This window comes from Streptomyces sp. 3214.6 (assembly GCF_900129855.1).
Lineage (GTDB): Bacteria > Actinomycetota > Actinomycetes > Streptomycetales > Streptomycetaceae > Streptomyces > Streptomyces soliscabiei.
Genome location: NZ_LT670819.1, coordinates 5593196 through 5614417 on the forward strand (window position 1 = coordinate 5593196; position 21222 = coordinate 5614417).

General features: G+C 71.4%; 17 protein-coding genes. 9 read left to right on the forward strand and 8 right to left on the reverse strand.

Annotation, left to right across the window (positions count from 1 at the left end; genetic code table 11):
* The first annotated feature begins 67 nt into the window (after positions 1–67).
* Both B5557_RS25310 and B5557_RS25320 read left to right on the forward strand, forming a co-directional pair.
* Complete coding sequence (locus B5557_RS25310) at positions 68–823, forward strand: VOC family protein (protein ID WP_079661610.1); 756 nt, start codon at positions 68–70, stop codon at positions 821–823.
* A gap of 222 nt (positions 824–1045) precedes the next feature.
* Positions 1046–3481, forward strand: coding sequence for an outer membrane protein assembly factor BamB family protein (locus B5557_RS25320; RefSeq protein ID WP_079661611.1), 2436 nt, complete (start codon positions 1046–1048; stop codon positions 3479–3481).
* A gap of 283 nt (positions 3482–3764) precedes the next feature.
* Here B5557_RS25320 and B5557_RS25325 read toward each other — a convergent pair whose 3' ends face one another.
* The 3 genes from B5557_RS25325 to B5557_RS25335 form a co-directional block, all read right to left on the reverse strand.
* Positions 3765–4550: an enoyl-CoA hydratase/isomerase family protein gene (locus B5557_RS25325; RefSeq protein WP_079661612.1), complete on the reverse strand. Its 786-nt coding sequence runs from the start codon at positions 4548–4550 to the stop codon at positions 3765–3767.
* Positions 4547–4963, reverse strand: coding sequence for a Zn-ribbon domain-containing OB-fold protein (locus B5557_RS25330; RefSeq protein WP_079661613.1), 417 nt, complete (start codon positions 4961–4963; stop codon positions 4547–4549). Before B5557_RS25330 ends, B5557_RS25325 begins: the two co-directional genes overlap by 4 nt.
* Positions 4964–5025: 62 nt before the next feature.
* On the reverse strand, positions 5026–6174 hold the full coding sequence (locus tag B5557_RS25335) for a lipid-transfer protein (protein ID WP_079661614.1): 1149 nt from the start codon (positions 6172–6174) through the stop codon (positions 5026–5028).
* 186 nt (positions 6175–6360) lie between these two features.
* Here B5557_RS25335 and B5557_RS25340 point away from each other — a divergent pair, with 186 nt between their 5' ends.
* Positions 6361–7980: a FadD3 family acyl-CoA ligase gene (locus B5557_RS25340; protein WP_231976028.1), complete on the forward strand. Its 1620-nt coding sequence runs from the start codon at positions 6361–6363 to the stop codon at positions 7978–7980.
* A 1176-nt stretch (positions 7981–9156) separates the two neighbouring features.
* Here the strand turns inward: B5557_RS25340 and B5557_RS25345 are convergent.
* On the reverse strand, positions 9157–9942 hold the full coding sequence (locus tag B5557_RS25345) for a hypothetical protein (RefSeq protein WP_180291583.1): 786 nt from the start codon (positions 9940–9942) through the stop codon (positions 9157–9159).
* A 274-nt stretch (positions 9943–10216) separates the two neighbouring features.
* On the opposite strand from B5557_RS25345, the gene B5557_RS25350 reads away from it, so the two are divergent.
* Complete coding sequence (locus B5557_RS25350) at positions 10217–10603, forward strand: ATP-binding protein (RefSeq protein ID WP_231976029.1); 387 nt, start codon at positions 10217–10219, stop codon at positions 10601–10603.
* A gap of 202 nt (positions 10604–10805) precedes the next feature.
* Here the strand turns inward: B5557_RS25350 and B5557_RS25355 are convergent, their stop codons facing one another.
* Both B5557_RS25355 and B5557_RS25360 read right to left on the reverse strand, forming a co-directional pair.
* Positions 10806–11003 (reverse strand): hypothetical protein, encoded by a 198-nt coding sequence (locus B5557_RS25355; RefSeq protein WP_079661617.1) that lies wholly within the window; start codon positions 11001–11003, stop codon positions 10806–10808.
* A 206-nt stretch (positions 11004–11209) separates the two neighbouring features.
* Entirely contained in the window at positions 11210–14197 is a 2988-nt protein-coding gene (locus tag B5557_RS25360) for an AfsR/SARP family transcriptional regulator (RefSeq protein ID WP_079661618.1), read from the reverse strand.
* Between the two features lie 215 nt (positions 14198–14412).
* Between B5557_RS25360 and B5557_RS25365 the strand changes: the two genes are divergently transcribed.
* The 3 genes from B5557_RS25365 to B5557_RS25375 all read left to right on the forward strand — a co-directional run bounded on the left by B5557_RS25365 (position 14413) and on the right by B5557_RS25375 (position 17383).
* Complete coding sequence (locus tag B5557_RS25365) at positions 14413–15669, forward strand: amidohydrolase family protein (protein ID WP_079661619.1); 1257 nt, start codon at positions 14413–14415, stop codon at positions 15667–15669.
* A complete protein-coding gene (locus tag B5557_RS25370; protein ID WP_231976030.1) occupies positions 15666–16598 on the forward strand; it encodes a TIGR03619 family F420-dependent LLM class oxidoreductase in 933 nt (310 codons plus the stop codon). Before B5557_RS25365 ends, B5557_RS25370 begins: the two co-directional genes overlap by 4 nt.
* A gap of 77 nt (positions 16599–16675) precedes the next feature.
* Positions 16676–17383, forward strand: a complete 708-nt coding sequence (locus tag B5557_RS25375) for a LuxR C-terminal-related transcriptional regulator (RefSeq protein WP_079661620.1) — start codon at positions 16676–16678, stop codon at positions 17381–17383.
* Between the two features lie 53 nt (positions 17384–17436).
* Here B5557_RS25375 and B5557_RS25380 read toward each other — a convergent pair whose 3' ends face one another.
* Both B5557_RS25380 and B5557_RS25385 read right to left on the reverse strand, forming a co-directional pair.
* Positions 17437–18231 (reverse strand): hypothetical protein, encoded by a 795-nt coding sequence (locus B5557_RS25380; RefSeq protein ID WP_079661621.1) that lies wholly within the window; start codon positions 18229–18231, stop codon positions 17437–17439.
* Positions 18232–18288: 57 nt separating this feature from the next.
* Positions 18289–19029, reverse strand: coding sequence for a hypothetical protein (locus B5557_RS25385; protein ID WP_079661622.1), 741 nt, complete (start codon positions 19027–19029; stop codon positions 18289–18291).
* 200 nt (positions 19030–19229) lie between these two features.
* Here B5557_RS25385 and B5557_RS25390 point away from each other — a divergent pair, with 200 nt between their 5' ends.
* Together B5557_RS25390 and B5557_RS25395 are read left to right on the forward strand one after the other, a co-directional pair.
* A complete protein-coding gene (locus tag B5557_RS25390) occupies positions 19230–20000 on the forward strand; it encodes an SDR family NAD(P)-dependent oxidoreductase (RefSeq protein ID WP_079661623.1) in 771 nt (256 codons plus the stop codon).
* A gap of 93 nt (positions 20001–20093) precedes the next feature.
* The gene (locus B5557_RS25395) at positions 20094–21212 is read left to right on the forward strand and encodes an LLM class flavin-dependent oxidoreductase (RefSeq protein ID WP_079661624.1); all 1119 of its coding nucleotides are present in this window, start codon (positions 20094–20096) and stop codon (positions 21210–21212) included.
* Positions 21213–21222 lie beyond the last annotated feature (10 nt).

Genomic DNA, 21222 nt, shown 5'->3' on the forward strand with positions numbered 1-21222 from the left:
TACGGAGACGGGTGTGCCTGGTCGCGCCGGGTCTGCGCGCCGCGTGAACCGCCGTTAGTTTGGCTGCATGGCCGAAAACAGGGCATCGGTGTACGCGGCGGGACCCCCCGGGGGATTCCCGGAGGGCGTCCCCTGCTGGGTGGACGCCCAGCTCCCCGACGTGGACGCGGGCAGGCGGTTCTACGGCGAGCTCTTCGGGTGGACCTTCGAGGAGCGGCCGGAGGGCCAGGGCGGCTCCGTGTGGGCCCGGCTGGACGGCGAGCCCGTCGCCGCGCTCGCCCACAAGACGGACGGGCGCATGCCCACCGTCTGGACCGTGTACTTCGCGACCCCGGACGCGGAGTCGACCGCCCGGCGGATCCAGGCGTCCGGCGGCCAGGTGGTGATGGCCCCGCTGCCCGTCGACGGGCTCGGCACCGGCGCCCTCGCCGCCGACCCCGAGGGCGCCGTCTTCGGGCTCTGGCAGCCCGGCAGCCACCCCGGCTTCGGCGTCCGGCACCGGCCCGGCGCCTTCGCCTGGGCGCAGCTCTACGCCCGCGACACCGAGGCCGCCAACACCTTCTACGGGAACCTCTTCCACGCCGCCCTCTTCGGCCCCGGCGCCGCCCCCGACTTCGGCCGCGCCCCGGTCGGCGACGTCTTCCCGGAGGTGATGCCGCCGCACTTCCTCGTCCACTTCGGCGTCGAGGACTGCCAGGAGACGCTCGGCGCGGTGAGCCGACTCGGCGGGCGGGTGCAGGCGGGGCCGTTCACCGCCTCGTACGGCACGGTGGCCGTCGTCACCGACAACCAGGGGGCGTCGTTCGCACTGCTCCAGCGCTGAGCACGCGCTCAGCAGCCCGCTCTTACTGGCGGGTTTGTCCTGCGGTGAGTATTTTTTGCCCACATATGAAATAAGACACCCCGATTGCCCCCGGGTTCGCAACCAGCCGCCCGGCCAGGAAGAATCGGGGTGCGTGCCGCCATGGCGGTGCGGTGGTGAGACGCTGCACGGGGCCGTGTACACAAGTGGGTGACGCGGCTCGTACGGGGAGGTGGCAGGCAAGTGGTGGATCAGCTGACGCAGCACGATCCTCGGCGGATCGGGCCGTTCGAGGTGCTGGGACGGCTGGGTGCCGGCGGCATGGGGCTGGTCTATCTGGCCCGCTCGGCCTCGGGCCGGCGCGTGGCGATCAAGACGGTCCGTACGGAGCTCGCCGAGGACCAGCTCTTCCGGGTGCGTTTCACGCGCGAGGTGGAGGCGGCCAGGGCGGTCTCCGGCTTCTACACGGCCGCCGTCGTCGACGCCGATCCGCGCGCCGCCGTGCCGTGGCTGGCCACCGCGTACGTGCCCGCGCCCTCCCTCGAAGAGATAGTGAACGAGTGCGGGCCGATGCCGGCCCAGGCGGTGCGCTGGCTGGCCGCGGGCGTCGCGGAGGCCCTCCAGTCGATCCACGGCGCCGGGCTGGTCCACCGTGACCTGAAACCGTCCAACGTGCTCGTGGTCGAGGACGGCCCGCGCGTGATCGACTTCGGTATCGCGTCCGGTGTCTCGAACACGCGCTTGACGATGACGAACGTCGCCGTCGGCACCCCCGCCTACATGTCCCCCGAGCAGGCGAAGGACTCGCGCAGCGTCACCGGCGCCAGCGACGTCTTCTCGCTCGGCTCGATGCTCGTCTTCGCCGCCACCGGCCACCCGCCCTTCCACGGCGCCAACCCGGTCGAGACCGTCTTCATGCTGCTGCGCGAGGGCCCGGACCTGGAGGGCCTCCCCGACGAGCTGCGGCCGCTCATCGAGTCCTGTATGCAGATGGAGGCCACGGCCCGTCCCAACCCCGCCGACCTCCAGGCCCAGCTCGCCCCCCACCTCTTCGGCTCCGGCTCCGACGACAGCGGTACGGCTTCGGCGTGGCTGCCCGAGAAGGCCGTCACCCTCATCGAGACGCGCCGCGGCGGCCGCCCGGCGCCGAAGCCGGCGCCCGTCGGCCCCCGCAGCGGCGGCGGCTTCGCGGGCGGCAACATCGGCGGAGGCGGAGGCGGCGGTGGCGGTGGCGTGGCCATGGGCCGCGGGCCCGCCGCGCAGGCCGTACCGCCCCCGCCGTCCCACGACCCCGTGGTCCTCTCCCGCCCGACGCAGCCGCCCGCCGCCGTCGTCGTCGGCGCCCCCGACACCGGGCCCGTCCGGCTGGCGGGTGCGGCAGTGCCGATCGGCCCCGGTCCGCGCGTCGCCGACGTCCGTGCCACGGCCGCCGTGAAGGCGCCGGTCGCCGAGCCCGGCCTGGTCGCGAACTGGTCCCGCCTCCACCCCGGCGTCAACGGCGCCGACACCGCCCTGCCCGCCGTGCAGAGCGCGCCCCCGGAGACCCCGGCGGGCTGGCGGCCCTGGCGGTTCCGCATGTCGAACGACGTGTGGGGCACGCCGTCGGTCGCCGGGGACCTCGTCTACGTCACCTCCTTCGAGGTGCACGCCCTGGATGTGGCCACCGGCCGGCGCCGCTTCAAGACGCGGGACGTCGCCTGGTCGATGGCGGTCGCGGACGGCCGCGTGCACGCCTCCGACGGCCCCACCCTGTTCGCCCTGGACGCCCGCGAGGGCGGCGACCTGTGGCGGCTGTCCACGGACGCCTGGGTGTACTCGCTCAAGGCCGACCGGGGCACGGTCGTCACCGGCACCCGCGGCGGCGGCGTCCAGGCCTGGGAGGCCTCGAGCGGGCAGAAGCTCTGGGAGATCAGCGGCTGCCAGACCGACTTCGAGTCCCCGGAGGCCGGGCCGACGCTCCACGAGGGCACGGTCTTCGTCTGGCAGGACGCCCGGCTCAGAGCCCTCGACGCCCGTACGGGTGACGAACGCTGGTCGTACCCCATCGGCGACACCGCCTCCTGCGGCGGCGTCCCGGTCCGCGTCACCCCCGCCCCCGACGGCTACGTCTACCTCTCCGCCGGCACCCGCGTCCTCGCCGTCGACGTCGCGAGCGGCATGGTGCGCTGGCATTTCGAGGCCCCGGCGGTGTTCCTGTCCGCGCCGACCTTCGTGCCCGGCCCGGCCGTCACCGGCGGCGGCGTCTACCTCGCCGACTACCTCGGCACGGTGTACGCCATCGACGCCACCGACGGCCGCGACCGCTGGCGCATCGCGACGGAGTCCCGCGCGTCCGTCGACCCCGTCCTCGTCGCCGCCGGCCATGTCCACGTCGGCAGCGGCAAGGGCCTGTACACCCTGGACGCCGTCACGGGCACGCCCAAGTGGCGGTTCCAGGCGGGCGGCGACATCGTGGGCGCCCCGGCGGTCGCGGAGGGCCGTATCCACTTCGGCTCCACGGACCACCTCCTCTACACCCTGAAGGCCGACGACGGCCGGCTGCGCTGGAAGCTGGCGACCGGCGGCGAGATCACCGGCTCCCCGGTGGTCCGCGACGGCGTCGTGTACGCGTGCAGCAAGGACCGCTGCGTGTACGCGCTGGACGCGGAGAAGGGCACGGGCACGGCCCGAACGGCGTAAGCCACCGGTGCCGGTGCCGGTGCCGGTGCAGGTACTGGCACCAGTACCAGTACCAGTACCGATACGGCTACCGGGACGGCCGTCGTGCCGGGTGCACGGAAGGGGATCCAGACGGCGGCCGCCACCCCAGACGCTACGCCGGGGTCGGGGCGGTCGCCAGGGCGGTGACATGGCATGGTCGACTTCCTCGACACCGGTTCCAGCCAGGTGGAAGACCAGCACACGGACACCTACGTCGGCGGGAACGAGACGACGACGCTCCAGGTCGACGGCTGACAGCCGCTCACCGCACCCGGAACCCGCCGCCCCGCCGTCCGGCGAACAGTTCCGCCTGCTGCTCGGTCGGCAGATTGCCCAGGGAGATGAGGTGCGGGGCCTGCGCGTAGGCCATCGCGCGGGCCGCCTCCTTCGCCGCCCACAGGGCCCGCACGGTGCCCTGGACGCCGGCCGGGGGATACCCGGCGACGACGGCGGCGCAGGTGACGGCGGCCTTCAACGCCCCGCCCGTGTCGGTGAGTTCGGAGACGAGGCCGACGTCGAACGCACGCCGGGCGGAGATCCGCTCCGCCGTCCCCATGAGCATCATCCGCGCGACCTCTCCGTACGGCATCCGTTGCGCGAGGAGCACCGACTCGTACGCGCTGACCATGCCGTACGTGGTGTGCGGGTCGAAGAACACGGCGTCGGCGCCCGCGACGACGAACTCGCACTCCCCGAGCAGATAGAAGGCGCCCCCGCAGGCCATCCCCTCCACGGCGGCCACGACCGGCTTCCACAGGTCGTTCGCCTTGGGACCGACGGTGAGCAGCGGATCGTCCTGCATGTAGGGGGAGGCGGGCTGCGGCACGACGGCGTCCCGGTCGAGCCCGCTGGAGAACGCCCGCCCGCCGGCGCCGGTGAGGACGACGGCCCGTACGGAGTCGTCGAAGCGCAACTCCCGCCAGATCTCCTGCAGTTCACGGACCGTGTCGAGGTCTATGGCGTTGAGCCGGGCCGGCCGGTCGAGGGTGACGACGGCCACCCCGGTGTCCTTGTCGATGTCGAGGCGCACGTTCGCTGCCGCGCTCATGACCGCTCCAGGACCCACCGGGGCAGGCCGTCGCCGTCGAAGACGGCCTGGACCCGGGCGCCGATCCGGACGCGGGTGAGGGAGACGGAGTTCAAGGGCGCCCCCGGCCCGCTCACCAGGTTTCCCACCAGCCGTATCCGGGGCGCCTCGGCCAGTTCGACGAGGATCACGTTGTACGGGGCCTGCGCCGCGTAGTCGGGGAGGAGGGGCGGGTGCGGGACGACGTAGGACCAGATGCGGCCGCGGCCCGACACCGGCCGCCACTCGCTCGCGAAGGACTGGCAGTGCGGGCAGCAGGGGCGGGGCGGGAAGCGTGGTTCACCGCAGTCGGCGCAGGCCTGGACGCGGAGTTCGCCCTGGGCGGCGTACCGCCAGAAGGGGGCGCCGTCGGCGTCGGGGACGGGACTCAGCATGTTCGGCTCCCTCGGTTCCTCGGTCCTCGGTCCTCGGTTCCCGGTCCTCGGTTCTTGCGTCCTCAGTTCCTCAGCAGGAGGGCGGAGGTCGGGACGCCCTCGCCCGCGGTGACCAGGCAGGTGGCGGCGTCCGGGACCTGGGCGGTGCTGGTCCCGCGCAGTTGCTTCACGCCCTCGTTGATGAGGTTGAACCCGTGGACGTAGGCCTCGCTGAGCCCGCCGCCGCCGGTGTTGAGGGGCAGCCGTCCGCCGGTCTCCAGGGCTCCCTGCTCGGTGAAGGCGCCGCCCTCGCCCCGGCCGCAGAACCCGTAGCCCTCCAGCGAGAGGGGGACCAGCGGCGTGAAGGCGTCGTAGATCTGGGCGACGTCGACGTCCTGCGGGGTGAAGTCGGCGTGCTTCCACAGGTGTCGGGCGGCCGCCCAGGCGGGCCCGGTGAGGGGGTCGTCGTTCCAGTAGTTGACCATGCCGTGGTGCTGGGCGGGCAGGCCCTGGGCGGCGGAGTGGACGTACACGGGCCGCTGCCGGCAGTCCCGGGCCCGCTCGCTGCTGACGACCACGCAGGCCAACGCGCCGTCCGTCTCCAGGCAGTTGTCGTAGAGACAGAGGGGCTCGCTGATCCACCGGGAGGTCATGTACATCTCGCGGGTGAGGGGGCGGTCGTACATGATCGCCGCGGGGTTCTGGTTGGCGCGGTTGCGGCAGGCGAGGGCGACGTTGAAAAGGTGGTCGCGGGTCGCACCGTACTCGTGCAGGTAGCGGCGGGCCAGCATGGCTATCTCGTCGACGGGCCGCAGGAGGCCGAAGGGGCGGGTCCACTGGGCCGGGGTGGCGAGCTGGACGGCCGTGTTGGTCCACGGGCGCGGCCCGCTGCCCCGCTTGCGCGAGCGCCACGCCACTCCCACCGTGGCCTGGCCGGAGGCGATGGCGGCGGCGAGGTGGGCGACGGTCGCGCAGGAGCCGCCGCCGCCGTAGCCGACCTTGCTGAAGAAGGTCAGGTCGCCGAACCCGACGGCCTTCGCCAGCTCGACCTCGTCCGTCTCCTCCATGGTGTAGGAGGCGAGGGCGTCGACCTCGCCGGGGGCGATCCCGGCGTCGTCGAGGGCGGCGAGGACGGCACGGCAGGCGAGGGTCCGCTCGTCCTCGGGGAGGTGCTTGGCGAACGGCGTCTGTCCGATGCCGACGACGGCGGTGGCGTCCTTGAGCCCGGTCACTGCTGCACCTCCGCTGAGGGGACGGGTGAGCTGACAGGACGTCAGGTTACAGCTAATCTGACGGGTCGTCAGCTAGTGAAGTGGGGCGGGCGCGGGAGGCCGGTCGTGGGCGGAGAAGCCGTGGGCGGAGGAGCGGTGGGCGGAGGAGTCATGGGCGGCGGAGGAGTGATGGGTGGCGAAGGAGGCTTGGCGCGGGACGGGACCTTCGGCGAGTGGGACAGCATCGCGAGGTTGGTCCGCTCGGCGGCCGAGCGGTACGCGGACACCGAGGCGGTGGTGGACGGCCGTACCCGGATCTCCTACGGCGAACTCGGCGCGCGGGTCGAACGTGCCGCGGCGGCGTGCGTCGCGGGCGGGATGCGGGCCGGGGACCGGGTCGGCATCTGGGCCCCGAACTCGCTGGAGTGGATGGTCGCGGCGCTGGGCGCGGTGTCGGTGGGCGCGGTGCTCGTCCCGCTGAACACGCGGTTCAAGGGGGCGGAGGCCGCGTATGTGCTGCGCAGGAGCGGGGCACGGCTGCTGTTCGTCACGGGCACGTTCCTCGGCACGTCGTACGTGGCGTCGCTGCGACGGGCGGCGGGGGAGGGGCCGGGATCGGGCCCGCTGCCCGGGCTGCCCGCACTGGAGCAGGCGGTGGTCCTGTCCGACGACGCGCCGGTCGGCTTCCGCACCTGGAAGGACTTCCTGGCCAGCGGGGACGGGGTGGGGGCGGCGCAGGCGCGGGCGCGGGCCGACGCGGTGCGGGGGGAGTGGCCGTCGGACATCGTCTACACCTCGGGCACCACGGGCCGCCCGAAGGGCGCGGTGATCACGCACGCGCAGACCCTGCGGGCGTACGGCATCTGGACCGAGCTGGCGGGGCTGCGGCACGGCGACCGCTATCTGATCGTCAACCCCTTCTTCCACACCTTCGGCTACAAGGCGGGCGTGATCGCCTGTCTGATGCGGGGCGCGACGATGATCCCGCAGCCGGTGTTCAACGTGGACGCGGTGCTCGCGAACGTGGCCTCGGAACGGGTGTCGGTGCTGCCCGGCCCGCCGACGCTGCACCAGTCCCTCCTGGACCATCCCTCCCGCGCCGCCTACGACCTGTCGGCGCTGCGGCTGGTCGTGACGGGCGCGGCGGTCGTCCCGCTGCGCCTGGTGGAGCGGCTGCGGGACGAGCTCGGCGTGCGGACGGTCCTGACGGCGTACGGCCTCTCGGAGGCCAGCGGCATCGTCACGATGTGCCGCCGCGGCGACGAGCCGAGGGTGATCGCCTCGACGTCGGGCCGGGCGATCCCCGGGACGGAGGTGAAGGTCGTCGACGAGACGGGCACCGCCCTCGCCCCGGGCGCGCCGGGTGAGGTCCTGGTCCGCGGCTTCAACGTCATGCGCGGCTACTACGAGGACGAGACGGCGACGGCGGAAGCCCTCACGCCGGACGGCTGGCTGCGCACGGGCGACGTCGGTGTCCTGGACGCCGCCGGCAACCTCCGTATCACCGACCGCCTCAAGGACATGTTCATCGTCGGCGGCTTCAACGCCTACCCGGCGGAGATAGAGCAACTCCTGGGCCTGCATCCGGACGTCGCCGACGTCGCCGTCATCGGCGTCCCCGACCCCCGACTGGGCGAGGTCGGCAAGGCCTACGTGGTCCGCCGCCCGGGCGCGACCTCCACATCCGAGGACCTGATCGCCTGGTCCCGCCGAGAAATGGCCAACTACAAGGTCCCAAGGGCAGTGGAGTTCGTCCCCGAACTGCCACGCAACGCGAGCGGAAAGGTGGTGAAGGGGGAGCTGCGGGGGCGGGCGGGAGGGGGGTGAGGGCGGGAGGGGTGGGGGCGGTAGGTGTGAGGGCGGTAGGGGTGGGGGCGGTAGGTGTGAGGGCGGTAGGGGGTGAGGGGGTGAGGGTGAGGGTTGGGGGAGTTGAGGTGAGCCCTTGTGGGAGGCGTGACCGTCGGGGCCGCCCGCTTCTTGGCCAGTGTCGTGCTTCCACCGCCCGAGTAAAGGGCGCTACGCCTTCGGCTCCGCGTCGGCTGCGCCGATGGGCCTGCGGCCCACCCTTGACTCGGCCGGCTCCAGCACGGGTGAGAAGCGAGCGGGCGGCCGGGGGAGGAACGGGTGTCCCAGGTGGGCAGACCCTTCGGCCCCCTGCGTACTGACCCGGCGTTGACGGCCGCATCCGCGCCTCGCCAGCACGCCGGGTGGGCTCGGCGGCTTACGGCCGGTGGGGGGAAGGGTGGGTGGCGGAGGGGCGGAGAATGCGTCTCACTCGTCACAGCAGCCTCACCCTTTGCGGACGACGGGGTGAGTGGTGGGTTGGGGCTGGGAGGAAGCGGCAGCGGTGGGGGTTGGGTTCTGGGGGTGGCCCCAGCCCGCCAATTGCGTGACTCACCACACCACTTGCGTGATCCGCCGATTGCGTGTGGCCCTCCCATTGGATGCGGCCCGCCCGTCATTCCCCACAGCTGATGTTCCCTCCAGCGGCTGGCCCGCAGGTCGCTGAGCTCCACGCGCGGGCTCGCGTCCCGTCGGCATGCGCCGCACCGGCCCCGCGCCCACCCTGCCCGGCGCGCCGTCACCCGCTCTCGCCCGTCTCCCGTCCAACCCACGCGCCGCCGGGCCGGAGTTGGCGGCCCCCACGCCCCCGGCCAGCCGACCCGCCCCCCCACCACCACTACCAACCCCCCCAACCCACCCTTCCCCCCACCGGCCGTAAGCCGCCGAGCCCACCCGGCGTGCTGGCGAGGCGGTAGCGCGCACCTGCACGCCGGGTCAGTACGCAGGGGGCCGAAGGGTCTGCCCACCTGGGACACCCGTTCCTCCCCCGGCCGCCCGCTCGCTTCTCACCCGTGCTGGAGCCGGCCGAGTCAAGGGTGGGCCGCAGGCCCATCGGCGCAGCCGACGCGGAGCCGAAGGCGTAGCGCCCTTTACTCGGGCGGTGGAAGCACGACACTGGCCAAGAAGCGGGCGGCCCCGACGGTCACATGTCGTCGTGGGTCACGTTTCCGGGCGTCTCTCCCGGGCCTCTCTCCCCGGCCCTCCTCTACCCCCTACCCCTACCCCTACCGTTCCGGCTGCCAGGACGGCGCGGATCTCCTGGATCATCCGTTCTGGGTGCCAGAAGACGTCCTCGGCGGTGAAACGGAGGACGCGTCGGATCTCCGGGCACTGCTGGAGTGAGTTGAAGCGCATCACGTCACGGCGGTGGGTGTCGCGGGTGCCGTGGTAGGCGTAGCCCTCGATTTCGACGGCCAGGCCCTCGGCGCGGAAGAAGAAGTCCAGGACGATCCTGCGTCCGTCTGGTGCGCGGAGGGCGACCTGTGACTCGGGGTGGAGGCCGGCGTCGTACAGGCGCAGGCGGGCGATCGTCTCGGCCGGGGAGCCGGCGACGGGGTCGCACAGGCGGAGCCAGGCGCGTGCCCTGGCCGCGCCTCGTCCCCGCCCCCTTGCCACGAGGACCGAGCTGATCGTGTCGAGGTCGGTGAGCGGTGCTCGGCGGACGCCGTCGACCGTGCGGCGGGCGAGGCCCGACTCCACGGCGACGAGGGCGTCGTCCCTGGGGCCGGTCAAGAGGAGGTCGGTGAGTGTCCGTACCGGGCCGGTGACACGTAGGCCCCGGCGCTCGTAGACGTCCGTCGGTTCCAGGAGGGTGCGGTACACGCGTACGTCGCGCCCTTCCGGCCGGTGGCTGAGCTCGGGGTCGGTGAACTCCAGGGGGGTACGAGAGGCTCGGGAGGACAGGATCTCGATCCGCCACAGGGGGGCTGCCGAACGGTGGCTCACGACAAGCCGGGGGTGGAGGAGTTGCACGGCCCGCAGGCGGGTGAGGCGGTCCGCGTTGCGCCCCGGCTCGGCCCAGGCGCCCCTTCTGAGAAGAGTCCAACCGTCTGCCCGGAGCGCACGTGTGAGGCTTCGCTTGGGCCACCCCGCGTCAAGGGCATGCGCCGTGAGGAGGACTCCCCCCACCGTCAAGTCCCGCAACGCCGCCCTTTGCTTCACCCACCAAAGATCGCAGTTCGGCCCGTTCTGCTTCCTGGCCTGTGGATAACCGCCCTGGGTGGGTGAGCAGTACCCGCCCTTCCTGGATCTCGAACTTCGCGCGGTCCCCGAGGCGGTTCCCGACCTGCGCCGCGCCGTACGCCACTGTCTGGGCGTGCCCTGCGCTGACGTCCAGCTCTGCGTCACCGAGTTGGTCGCCAACGTGATCCGGCATGTCGGGGAAGGGGCTGCGGTGCGGGTGCGGGTGGCTCGCGTCGGCGGTCGCCGGATCCGCGTCGAGGTGAGCGACCCGGCCGCGAGTGCCCTTCCTGAGCCCCTGCGCGCCTCGGACGACGACGAGTCCGGTCGCGGCCTCGCGCTTCTCGACGCGGTGGTGTTGCGGTGGGGCGTGGGGCAGGGGGTGGAGGGGAAGACGGTGTGGTGCGAGCTCGACCACGTCGGATGACACGGCGGAGGGGCCGGATGTGCGTTCGTCCCCTCCGAGAGCTGACGTTCCGGGCCCTGATGACGCCAGCGGTCGGGTCTTACGCTCGGGCGGTTCGAACGTTTTCTCGCTATGGAATGGCTTGGATCCTGCTCGGGACACGCCTCGGCCGCGGCGGCTCCCCCTCCGCGCCGCCGCGGCCGATCCCCGTCGTGATGAAGGTCTACTTGCCGCCGAGGTCCAGGGCGGGCGGGGCGGGCGCGTGGTTCTCGAGCGTGACGATCTCGTCCCCGGCCGTCGGCTCGGACTTCTCGGTGTCGGGCTTCTTGAGGTCGTCGAGCGCCGGCAGGATCGGCGCGTGGTTCTCCATGGGCTTGATGTCCGCGGTGGAGTCCGTCGTCCGCTTCTCGGTGTTGCTCATGTTCAGGCTCCCCCTGGGAGTGGTGTGCAGGTGACTGAGAGACGCCTCTGTCCGGCGATTTCCCCGAGTATCGCCGGACAGAAGGCATATGCCGGAGCCCACCCCCCAGTGGGCCCATGCGACCCGTCTGCCCCCCGACGCGACGGACCGATGAGTCGACCTTGGCAGAGCGCCATAAACGTTCGATGAACGCCGCGGGCCGGGGCTCATGATGCGTCCAGGGGCGTCAGCAGCCGACGTACCTCGGCGGCCTCGGGCACTCCCGACCGCTCCAGGAGGAGCAGGGCCTCCTGCCAGCAGGCTCGTGCCCGGTCCGACTGGCCGAGTGCGTGCAGGCTCCTGCCCAGTGCCGTCAGCACACTGCCCCGGATGAGGTCACCGCCGATGAACCCGATCGCCAGTGCCTGTTCGGCGTGCTGGGCCGCCTGCGCCGGGCGCCGGTCGGCCAGGTGCAGCTGGGCGATGCGGAAGTGCGTCGTCCCCTCCCACAGGCGCTGCCGGTTGCTGCCGAACATCTCGAGCGCGTCGGACAGTTGCACCAGCCCCTCGGCCAGCCTGCCGGCCCGGATCAGCGCGACGCCGAGAGCGTAGCGGCCGTTCGCGAGCCGCAGGGTCAGTCCGAGCTGCTGGAAGATCTCGACGCCCTTCTGGGCCAGGGTGACCGCGTCGGGCGGGCGGTTCATGCGCTCGTAGAGCCGTGACAGGTTGCACAGCGCGCTGGCCTCGCCGGGCCGGTTCCCGTCCGCCCGATAGCCGTCCCTGGCGGTGGTGAGGAACGCTTCGGCCTCTTCGTAGCGGCCCTGGCTGAGCGCGATGATCCCCCTGTCGGTCGCCGCCCAGCTGATCGGTGTCGCGTCGTTCGCCGTGGTGGCGAGTTCGATGGCGCGCCGGGCCTCCTCGTCGGCCTCGGCGTAGCGTCCGGCGGCCAGGTGGACGTTGGAGAGCGCGGTGCGGGCGCGGCTCTCCGCGCGGACGTCGCCGACGTCCTGCGCGGCGTCCCGCAGAACCATCGCGGCCGTCTCGTACTGCTTGGCGTTGGCGCCCGACTCGGCCAGGTCCTTCGCCGCCCACAGCAGGTCGACGGCCCGGCGCAGCCCGCCGCCCGTGGTCTGCTGCCGTGCGCAGGCCAGCAGGCACTGAGCCTCCAGGAAGAGCCAGTCCAGGGCCTCCGTCCGGTCCGTGAACGTCAGACCGGTGTACGAGGTGGGCTCCAGGTGCGTGACCGTGCGGTCCCCGGGCCGTTCGATGGCGTAGACCCCTGCCGCTGTCGCCAGATAGAAGTCCAGCACCCGCGACAGCGCCGCCTCCCGTTCGCTCGCCGGACGCTCGTCGCGTTCCGCGCATGCACGCGCGTAAAGGCGGACGAGGTCGTGGAAGCGGTAGCGGCCGGGGGCCGCGGATTCCAGGAGGGAGGTGTCCACCAGGGACTCGAGCAGGTCTTCGGTGTCCTCCGGGGGGAGGTCCAGGACCGCTGCCGCCGCGCGGAGGGACATGTCCGGGCCGTCGGCCAGGCCGAGGAGGCGGAACGCGCGGGCCTGGGCGGGCTCCAGTTGGCCGTAGCCGAGTTCGAAGGTGGCCTTCACGGCGAGGTCGCCGGCCTGGAGTTCGTCGAGGCGGCGGCGTTCGTCCGCGAGCTTCGCCGCCAGCACGGACACCGTCCAGGTGCGGCGGGCCGCGAGCCGGGACGCCGCGATGCGGATCGCCAGCGGCAGGAAGCCGCAGGCCGCGACCACGTCGAGGGCGGCCTTCCGTTCCGAGGCCACCCGTTCCTCGCCCACGATCTTGGTGAACAGGGCCAGCGCCTCGTCGGGCGACATGACGTCCAGGTCGACGAGGTGCGCGCCCGCCAGGTCCACCATCCGCACCCGCGCGGTGACCAGCGCCGCGCACCCCTCGGTGCCGGGCAGCAGCGGACGTACCTGCGCCGCGTCCTTGGCGTTGTCCAGCAGGACCAGCACCCGGCGTCCGTCCAGCACCGACCGGTACAAGGCCGCCCGTTCCTCCAGGGAGTCCGGGATCGCCGAGTCGGCCGTGCCGAGCGCCCGCAGGAAGGAGCCCAGTACGGTCTCAGGTTCGGCGGGCCGGGCCCCGGCGCCCTGTAGGTCGACGTACAACTGGCCGTCGGGGAAGGCGGACCGGGCCTGGTGGGCCACGTGCACGGCGAGGGTCGTCTTGCCCACGCCCCCGATGCCCGCCAGCGCCGACACGGCCATGACGCGGCCCGTCCCGCCGCCGCCCTCCGGACCGGACGCCGCCGACAGCACCGCGCTCAGCTCCCGCACGAACGACGACCGTCCGGTGAAGTCGGGGACCGTCGCGGGGAGTTGGGCCGGGCGGACCCGTACCACCGCGGGTTCCGCCGCGGGGACCGACGGCCCCGCGAGTTCCGGGTCGGCCTGGAGGATTCGGCGCTGCAACTCCCGCAGACCCGCCCGCGGGTCCACGCCCAGCTCCTCCGCCAGCAGCCGCCGTGTGTCCGCGTACACGGCGAGGGCCTCCGCCTGTCGGCCGCTGCGGTACAGGGCCAGCATCAGCAGCTCGCGCAGCCGTTCGCGCAGTGGGTACGCGGCCGTCAGCGCCGTGAGTTCGGAGACCGCCTCGGCGTGGCAGCCCTGCTCCAGGTCCATGTCCAGCCGGGACTCCAGCAGCCCCAGCCGCCACTCCTCCAGCCGGACGCGCTGCGCCTCCGCGTACGGGCCGGGGACGCCGGCCAGCGTCTCGCCGTCCCACAGGCCGAGCGCGCGGTTCAGCACGTCACGGGCCTGGGTCAGGTCCCCGGCCGCCTTGGCCTTCTCGGCCTCCGCCGCCCACTCCTGCGCCACTGCGAGATCCAGGGCGCCCTCGCCGAGCCCGCGCACCGCGTACCCGCCGGACTCGCTCACCAGGACGCCCGGGTCCAGTACCTTCCGCAGCCGCGAGGCGTACGTCCGCACCGCCGCCAGCGCCTGCGAGGGCGGTTCCTCGCCCCACAGGGCGTCGATCAGCTCGGCGGCCGTGGCCGTCCTGCCCTCGCGCAGCAACAGGGCGGCCAGCAGGGCGCGTTGCTGGGGGGAGCCGGTGGCCAGCTGCTCGTCCCCGCGCCGTGCGCGCACGGGGCCGAGCACGGCGAAGCGCAGCGTCGCCGGCTCCCCGGGGGAGGCGGGGCGCCACTGTTCCGGCACACGCGGGCCGCCGTGTCCTACCCGGTCGTCCATCAGGGCTCCCTTTAGGCATCCGAATTACCTGTTCAGTTTGCCCTGTCCATGCCGGAACCGTCAGCTTCCCGTCTTGGTATCCGGGAGGTGCGCAGGAGTCCACACATCCCTCACATCTCGTGTGCACACATCCCCGCAGAGTCGATCAAGTCCGGCTCGCGCCCGTCGTGAACGTGATAGCTGACGATCCGTCAGATCAGCGCTACCGTGCCCCCATGGAGACCACACCGACGAGCACGACGCCCGCGACGCCCCTCCCGCTGATCATCTCCGTCGACGACCACACCGTGGAGCCGTCCACCGTCTGGCAGGACCGGCTGCCGAAGAAGTACCTCGACACCGCGCCCCGCGTCGTCCGCGCCCCGCTGAAGGAGATGACGTTCCTCGGCGGCCGCTTCAAGCCCGTCATGGGCGAGCCCGGCGACGACGGCCCCCTCGGGGACTGGTGGATCTACGAGGACCTGCAGCGTCCTCTCACCCGCCTCGACACCGCCGTCGGCTTCAGCCGTGACGAGATCAAGCTGGAGGTCATCACCTACGAGCAGATGCGCCCCGGGTCGTACGACGTGCCGTCCCGGCTCGCCGACATGGACGTCAACCACGTCCAGTCCGCCGTCTGCTTCCCCACCTTCCCGCGCTTCTGCGGCCAGACCTTCACCGAGGCCGCCGACCACGAGCTGGGCCTGCTCTGCGTGCGCGCCTACAACGACTGGACGGTGGAGGAGTGGTGCGGCCCGGACGCCCACGGCCGGCTGATCCCGCTCACCCTCATCCCCCTCTGGGACGCCGAGCTGGCGGCGCAGGAGGTCCGGCGCAACGCCGCCCGCGGGGTGCGTGCCGTCGCCTTCTCCGAGATACCCCCGCACCTCGGCCTGCCGTCCGTCCACACCGACTACTGGGACCCCTTCCTCGCCGCCTGCGACGAGACCGGCACGGTCGTGGCCATGCACATCGGCTCCTCCAGCCGCATGCCCTCCACCTCCGCCGACGCCCCGCCCGCCGTCGGCTCCACCATCACCTTCGCCAACTGCTGCTTCTCGATGGTCGACTGGCTGATGAGCGGCAAGTTCGAACGCTTCCCCAACCTGAAGGTGATGTACGCGGAGGGCCAGATCGGCTGGATCCCGTACATCCTGGAGCGCGCCGACGTGGTGTGGGAGGAGAACCGCGGGTGGGGCGGGGTCGCCGACAAGGTCCACCGGCCGCCGTCGGAGCTGTTCGCCGACCACGTCTACGGCTGCTTCTTCGACGACGCCTTCGGCCTGCGCAACCTCGACTCCATCGGCCTCGGGAACGTCCTCTACGAGACCGACTACCCGCACTCCGACTCCACCTGGCCGAAGTCGAGGGAGGTCGGCGAGGCGCAGATGGGCCATCTGGCCCCGGACGTCGTGGAGCGGATCGTCCGCGGCAACGCGATCGACCTGCTGGGGCTGACGAAGGACGGCCTCTGGGCCGGCGGCACGCGGTGAGCAGGCCCCTCGCCTACGGCATCCAGCTCCCCGTCCAGTCCCAGTCGACGATCTACGCCGAACCCTGGGAGGCCGGCGCCGGCCCCGCCGATCTCGTGGCGATCGCCCGCGCCGCCGACCGGGCCGGCTTCGCCTACGTCGCCGCCTGCGACCATGTGGCGATCCCGCGCCGGCTGGCCGAGGCCATGAGCACCGTCTGGTACGACCCCGTGGCCACCCTCGCCCACCTCGCCGCCGTCACCGAACGCGTCCGCCTGCTCAGCCATGTCGCCGTCGTCGGCCTGCGGCACCCCCTCCTCACCGCCAAGCAGTACGCCACCCTCGACCACCTCAGCGGCGGCCGGCTGATCCTCGGGGTCGGCGCCGGGCACGTACGGGAGGAGTTCGAGGTGCTGGGGGCGGACTTCGAGCGGCGGGGTGCCGTGCTCGACGAGACGATCGACGCCCTGCGCGCCGCGCTCGGCCCGGACGAGTTCCCGGCCCACCACGGGAAGGTGTACGACTTCGAGGGGCTCGGGCAGCGGCCGAGACCTACCCAGGCCCGCGTCCCCGTCTGGGTCGGCGGTTCCTCCCCGCCGGCTGTGCGCCGGGCCGCCCTCAAAGGTGACGGCTGGCTGCCCCAGGGCGACCTCAGGGACCGGCTGCCCGCGCAGATCGAGAAACTGCGGCGCCTGCGCGAGGACGCCGGCATCGCCGCGCCCTTCACCATTGGCGCCATCACCGAGCCCCTGTACGTGGGGACGCCCGCCTGGGACGTCGGCCGCCGCACCCTCACCGGCCCGCCGGAGGCGCTCGCCGAGTCCCTGCGCGCCTACTCCGCGATGGGCGTGGACCAGATCCAGGTCCGCTTCCGCTGCCGGAGCCGTGCCGAACTGACCGACCAGATAACCGAGTTCGGGGCGGAGGCCGGGCCACTGCTTGCTTCTTGAAGGTTTGAACATGTCCACGCCGGGCCGCGTATCTACGGACGTACGGGCGTGACAGCTCCGGCGGAAGGACCTCACCAGTGCGATCCACCGAGCGATCCACCGAGCGATCCACCGGCCGAACCGTCGACCGGTCCTTCCAGCGACTCTCCGTCGCCCTCGCCTGCGCGCAGGGCGACTGGCCGCATGACGGCTGGCCCGCCCCCGACGACCCCTACGTGGAGCGGGTGGTACGGGCCACCCCGCCCTACGACACCCTGCGCGAGGGCGCGGTGGACGTCGTCGTGCTGCGCTGCGAGGAGCCCGGGGAGGCCTTCCCGGCGCTGCTGAGGGAGCTGGGCGACCGCGGCGTCCCGGTGATCGTCGTCAGCGCGTGCACGGACACCGACACCGTCGTCGAGGTCTTCCGGGGCGGGGCCGGCTATCTGGTCGAGGGCGACTACTGCCCCCACATGCTGTCCTCGGCGGTGATGGCGGCCACCGTCGGCCACACCTACCTCTCGCCGACCGCCTGCGCAGCCCTGCGCGAGGGGGCGCGCCGGCTGCCGACGGCCGCCGGTGCCATCGACCGGCTGCGGTCGCTGCTCTCGCCGCGCGAGCGGGAGGTCATGGATCTGCTGTCGACCGGTCTGGGCGCGCAGGAGATCGGGCTGCGGTTACGGCTGAGCGAGAAGACCGTCCGCAACAACCTCAGCAACATCTACGCCAAGCTGGAAGCGCGGGGCAGCACGGACGCGGTCCTGCGGTGGCTGGGAGCCACTCCTGCCACGCCCGTGCTTCGCACCTGAAAATCTCCTATGGCTGAAAACCTACCGCGTCTGATACCCGCTGCGGCTGAAACCTACTGTGGCTGGATTTCCGTCAGCGGGATTTCCACGTCGGTCACGCTGCCGCTGCCCTCACCGAATCCCGGTTCGGCTCGCAGGCTGTTCCCCGAGTTGATGATTCCGTTGGCCTCGGGTGTACCGCATTTCACGTTGCGCAGCCACAGCCGGCCGTCCGGCGTGCCGTTGTTCAGAAGCTGCGGATAGAAGACATGGACCGTCGCGGCGCCCTCGCTCGGCGCGAAGAACACTGTCTGGCCGTCCTGCGCCTCCTTGTAGGTGGCCCGCAGGAATCCGCTCACGTCGGTGCGCTTGGCCGACCACATGAAGAATCCGATGCTGTCCGGTTTGACGGTGTCGGAGCGGCTGAACGCGAGAGCGGTCGCTTTGTCGTCGCGGGTGATGTTGAACTCGGAGGTGCTGAATTTCCCGCCGATCTCGAAGAAGGAGTTCCCCAGTTTCGTGTCGGCGCTCGCGCTGAATCCGTCCTCCAGCTGAACGGTCCTGGTGACGGATGTGCTGACGTTGAAGGTGCTGGTCGCCCCGGTGGTCGTCCCGCAGTTCTGGGTCACGGGTGAGACGCGCTCGTTGGGGCCGAGGCTGTTCCTTTTGACCTGGACGTCGACGAACTCACAGTTCGCGAGTTTTTCGGAGTCCTTGGAACAGTCGGAGGTCACTTCGGACGGCGTGGCGGCGCCCGCCTGGTTCATCAGCGGGACGATCACCGCGAGGGCTGCGACGGGTGCCAGAACGAGGGTGATGCGCTTCTTCTTGCTGCGGTGCCTTCTGGGGCGCGGGGCGGGGGTGGTCATGGGTTCTCCTGCGGGTTCATGTGGGTTGAGCAGGTACTTTGTGAGCCGCTGACCGGGTCAGCAGTCCTCCAGGACAGCCTTGGAGGTGCCGTCGACGACGCCCGGCGCGCCCGCGGCGCCCGGCAGGACCACCGGACCCTCGACGACTTCCGGCGCCACGAAGTTCTGCTCGGGTGTGGCGTTGGTGACGGTCGTCGCCTCCCTGGCGTCGATCCGCACCCGCCATTCGCCGGTCATGCGCTGCAACTTCGGTGTGAACTCCATGTGGAGCACCTTGCCGACCGGCACCTCGCGCTGTTCCGTGGCGCTGGCCGTGGCCGAATTCACGGTCATTTCCAGAGTGCCCTTGTGCTTGACCCAGGATCCGCTGAGGAATCCGAAGAGGCCGCCGCCACCGCCCTGGTTGGTCTCCTTGTACTTTCCCTTGCCCTGGGCCGTGGTTGCCGACCAGGTGACGGACACCTTCGCGGGGTCGGTGGCGTTCGGCTCGCAGTTCGGGAAATCGATGGAAGACTTCTCGGTAGGCCCGTCGAAGGTCTCGAATTTGGTCTCGACGTAATCGCAGTTGTCCGCCGCGAAACCGTCCGCGAACCCGCCGCCGAAATCGCTCACCGACTGTTGCTTGCCGTTGAGCACCGCGGCCCTGTTGCACATCGCCGTGATCTGCTCGGGAGTCTTCGCGTCGGCCGCGTTCGCCGACGGCAGCAGCGCGACGACGGCGCCGCCGGTCGCCAGTGCCGCGCCGATCGCGACGAACCGGATCTTCTTGTTCTTGAATTTCCTGCCTCTTTTGGCCATACCATTTTCCAGTCTTGGGGGTGTCTTTGCAGTGCCGCTGTGGATTATTGGGGTTCTGCGCATCCCGTGGACAGAGTCAAATGTCCCTACCGGCAGGTCACTTGGTGTGTGCTTGTGCAATGGTCCGACGTATATCTGACGATCAGTCAGATTCGGCGCTACGATGCCGGTCCCAGTGAAGCGATGCCAAGGAGGCCGCCATGGGCAAGCTCGACGGACGGGTCGTCCTCGTCACCGGGGGCGCGCGGGGCCAGGGAGAGCAGGAGGCCCGGCTGTTCCGGGCGGAGGGGGCCGAAGTCGTCGTCGCCGACGTCCTGGACGACCAGGGCGCGACCCTCGCCGAGGAGATCGGCGCGCTGTATGTGCACCTGGACGTGGGGCGGGAGGACGACTGGCACTCCGCCGTGCGCGCCGCGCAGGACGCCTACGGCCGCCTCGACGGCCTCGTCAACAACGCCGGCATCCTGCGCTTCAACGCCCTCGTGGACACACCCCTCGACGAGTTCATGCAGGTCGTACAGGTCAACCAGGTCGGCTGCTTCCTGGGCATCAAGACGGCGGCGCCCGTGCTGGCGGACGGCGGCACGATCGTCAACACGGCGTCGTACACCGCCATGACCGGGATGGCGGCGGTGGGCTCGTACGCGGCGACCAAGCACGCGATCCTCGGGCTCACCCGGGTCGCCGCCCTGGAGCTCGCGCCGCGCGGTATTCGGGTCAACGCGATGTGCCCCGGCGCCGTCGACACCGCGATGTCCAACCCGTCCCTCCTGGACCCGGACGCGGACCCCGAGGAGACCTCGAAGGCCCTCGACGGGCTGTACCGCAAGCTCGTGCCGCTCGGCAGGGTGGGGCGGCCGGAGGAGGTGGCCAGGCTCGCCCTCTTCCTCACCTCGGACGACTCCTCGTACATCACCGGGCAGCCGTTCGTGATCGACGGGGGCTGGCTGGCGGGGGTCTCCCTCATCTGACTGGTCGTCAGGTATTGACCATCCAGCCGAACTGACGGATCGTCAGATAACCGAGATGGACCCCCAATCCAGGACCTGGGACGGTGAACCTCCGTGGAATTCGGGCTCTTTGTACAGGGATACGTGGGCAAGCGCGCCGAGACCGACCCCCTCGCCGAGCACAAGGCGCTGATGGAGGAGACCGAGTACGTCATCCAGGCGGACAAGTCAGGCTTCAAGTACGCCTGGGCGTCCGAGCACCACTTCCTGGAGGAGTACTCGCACCTCTCCGCCAACGACGTCTTCCTCGGGTATCTCGCACACGCGACGGACCGGATCCATCTGGGATCGGGCATCTTCAACCCGCTCGCCCAGGTCAACCATCCCGTGAAGGTCGCCGAGAAGGTCGCCATGCTCGACCATCTCAGCCAGAACCGCTTCGAGTTCGGAAGCGGACGGGGCGCCGGATCGCACGAGATCCTCGGCTTCCTCCCCGGCATCACCGACATGAACTACACCAAGGAGATCTGGGAAGAGACCATCGCCGAGTTCCCCAAGATGTGGCTCCAGGACGAGTACGTCGGCTTCCAGGGCAAGCACTGGCAGCTGCCGCCGCGCAAGATCCTGCCGAAGCCGTACGGGAAGTCGCACCCGGCGATGTGGTACGCGGCCGGGTCGCCGCCCTCGTACGCGATGGCCGCGCGCAAGGGCCTGGGCGTCCTCGGGTTCAGCATCCAGAAGGTCTCCGACATGGAATGGGTGCTGGAGCAGTACAAGACGGCGGTCGTGAACGCCGAGCCGATCGGTGACTTCGTCAACGACAACGTGATGGTGACGACGACGGCGATCTGCGCGCCCACGCACGACGAGGCGATCCGGATCGCTGTCGAGGGCGGCCTGCACTACCTGCCGTCGCTGGTGTTCCGGTACCACGACACCTTCCCGCGGCCCGAGGGCTTCCCCGTCTGGCCCGAGACGCTGCCCGAGTACAACGCCGAGTTCGTCGAACTCCTCGTCGAGGAGGAGCTGTTGATATGCGGCGACCCGGACGAAGTGCTCACGCAGTGCAAGCGGTGGGAGCAGGCCGGCGCCGATCAGCTGAGCTTCGGGCTGCCGGTGGGGGTGCCGAAGGAGGAGACGCTGCAGACGATCCGGTTGATCGGGGAGCACGTGATTCCGAAGATCGACACGGATCCTGTTCATCGGACTACGCGGTTCCGGCAGGGCGTGTAATCGCCCCTGA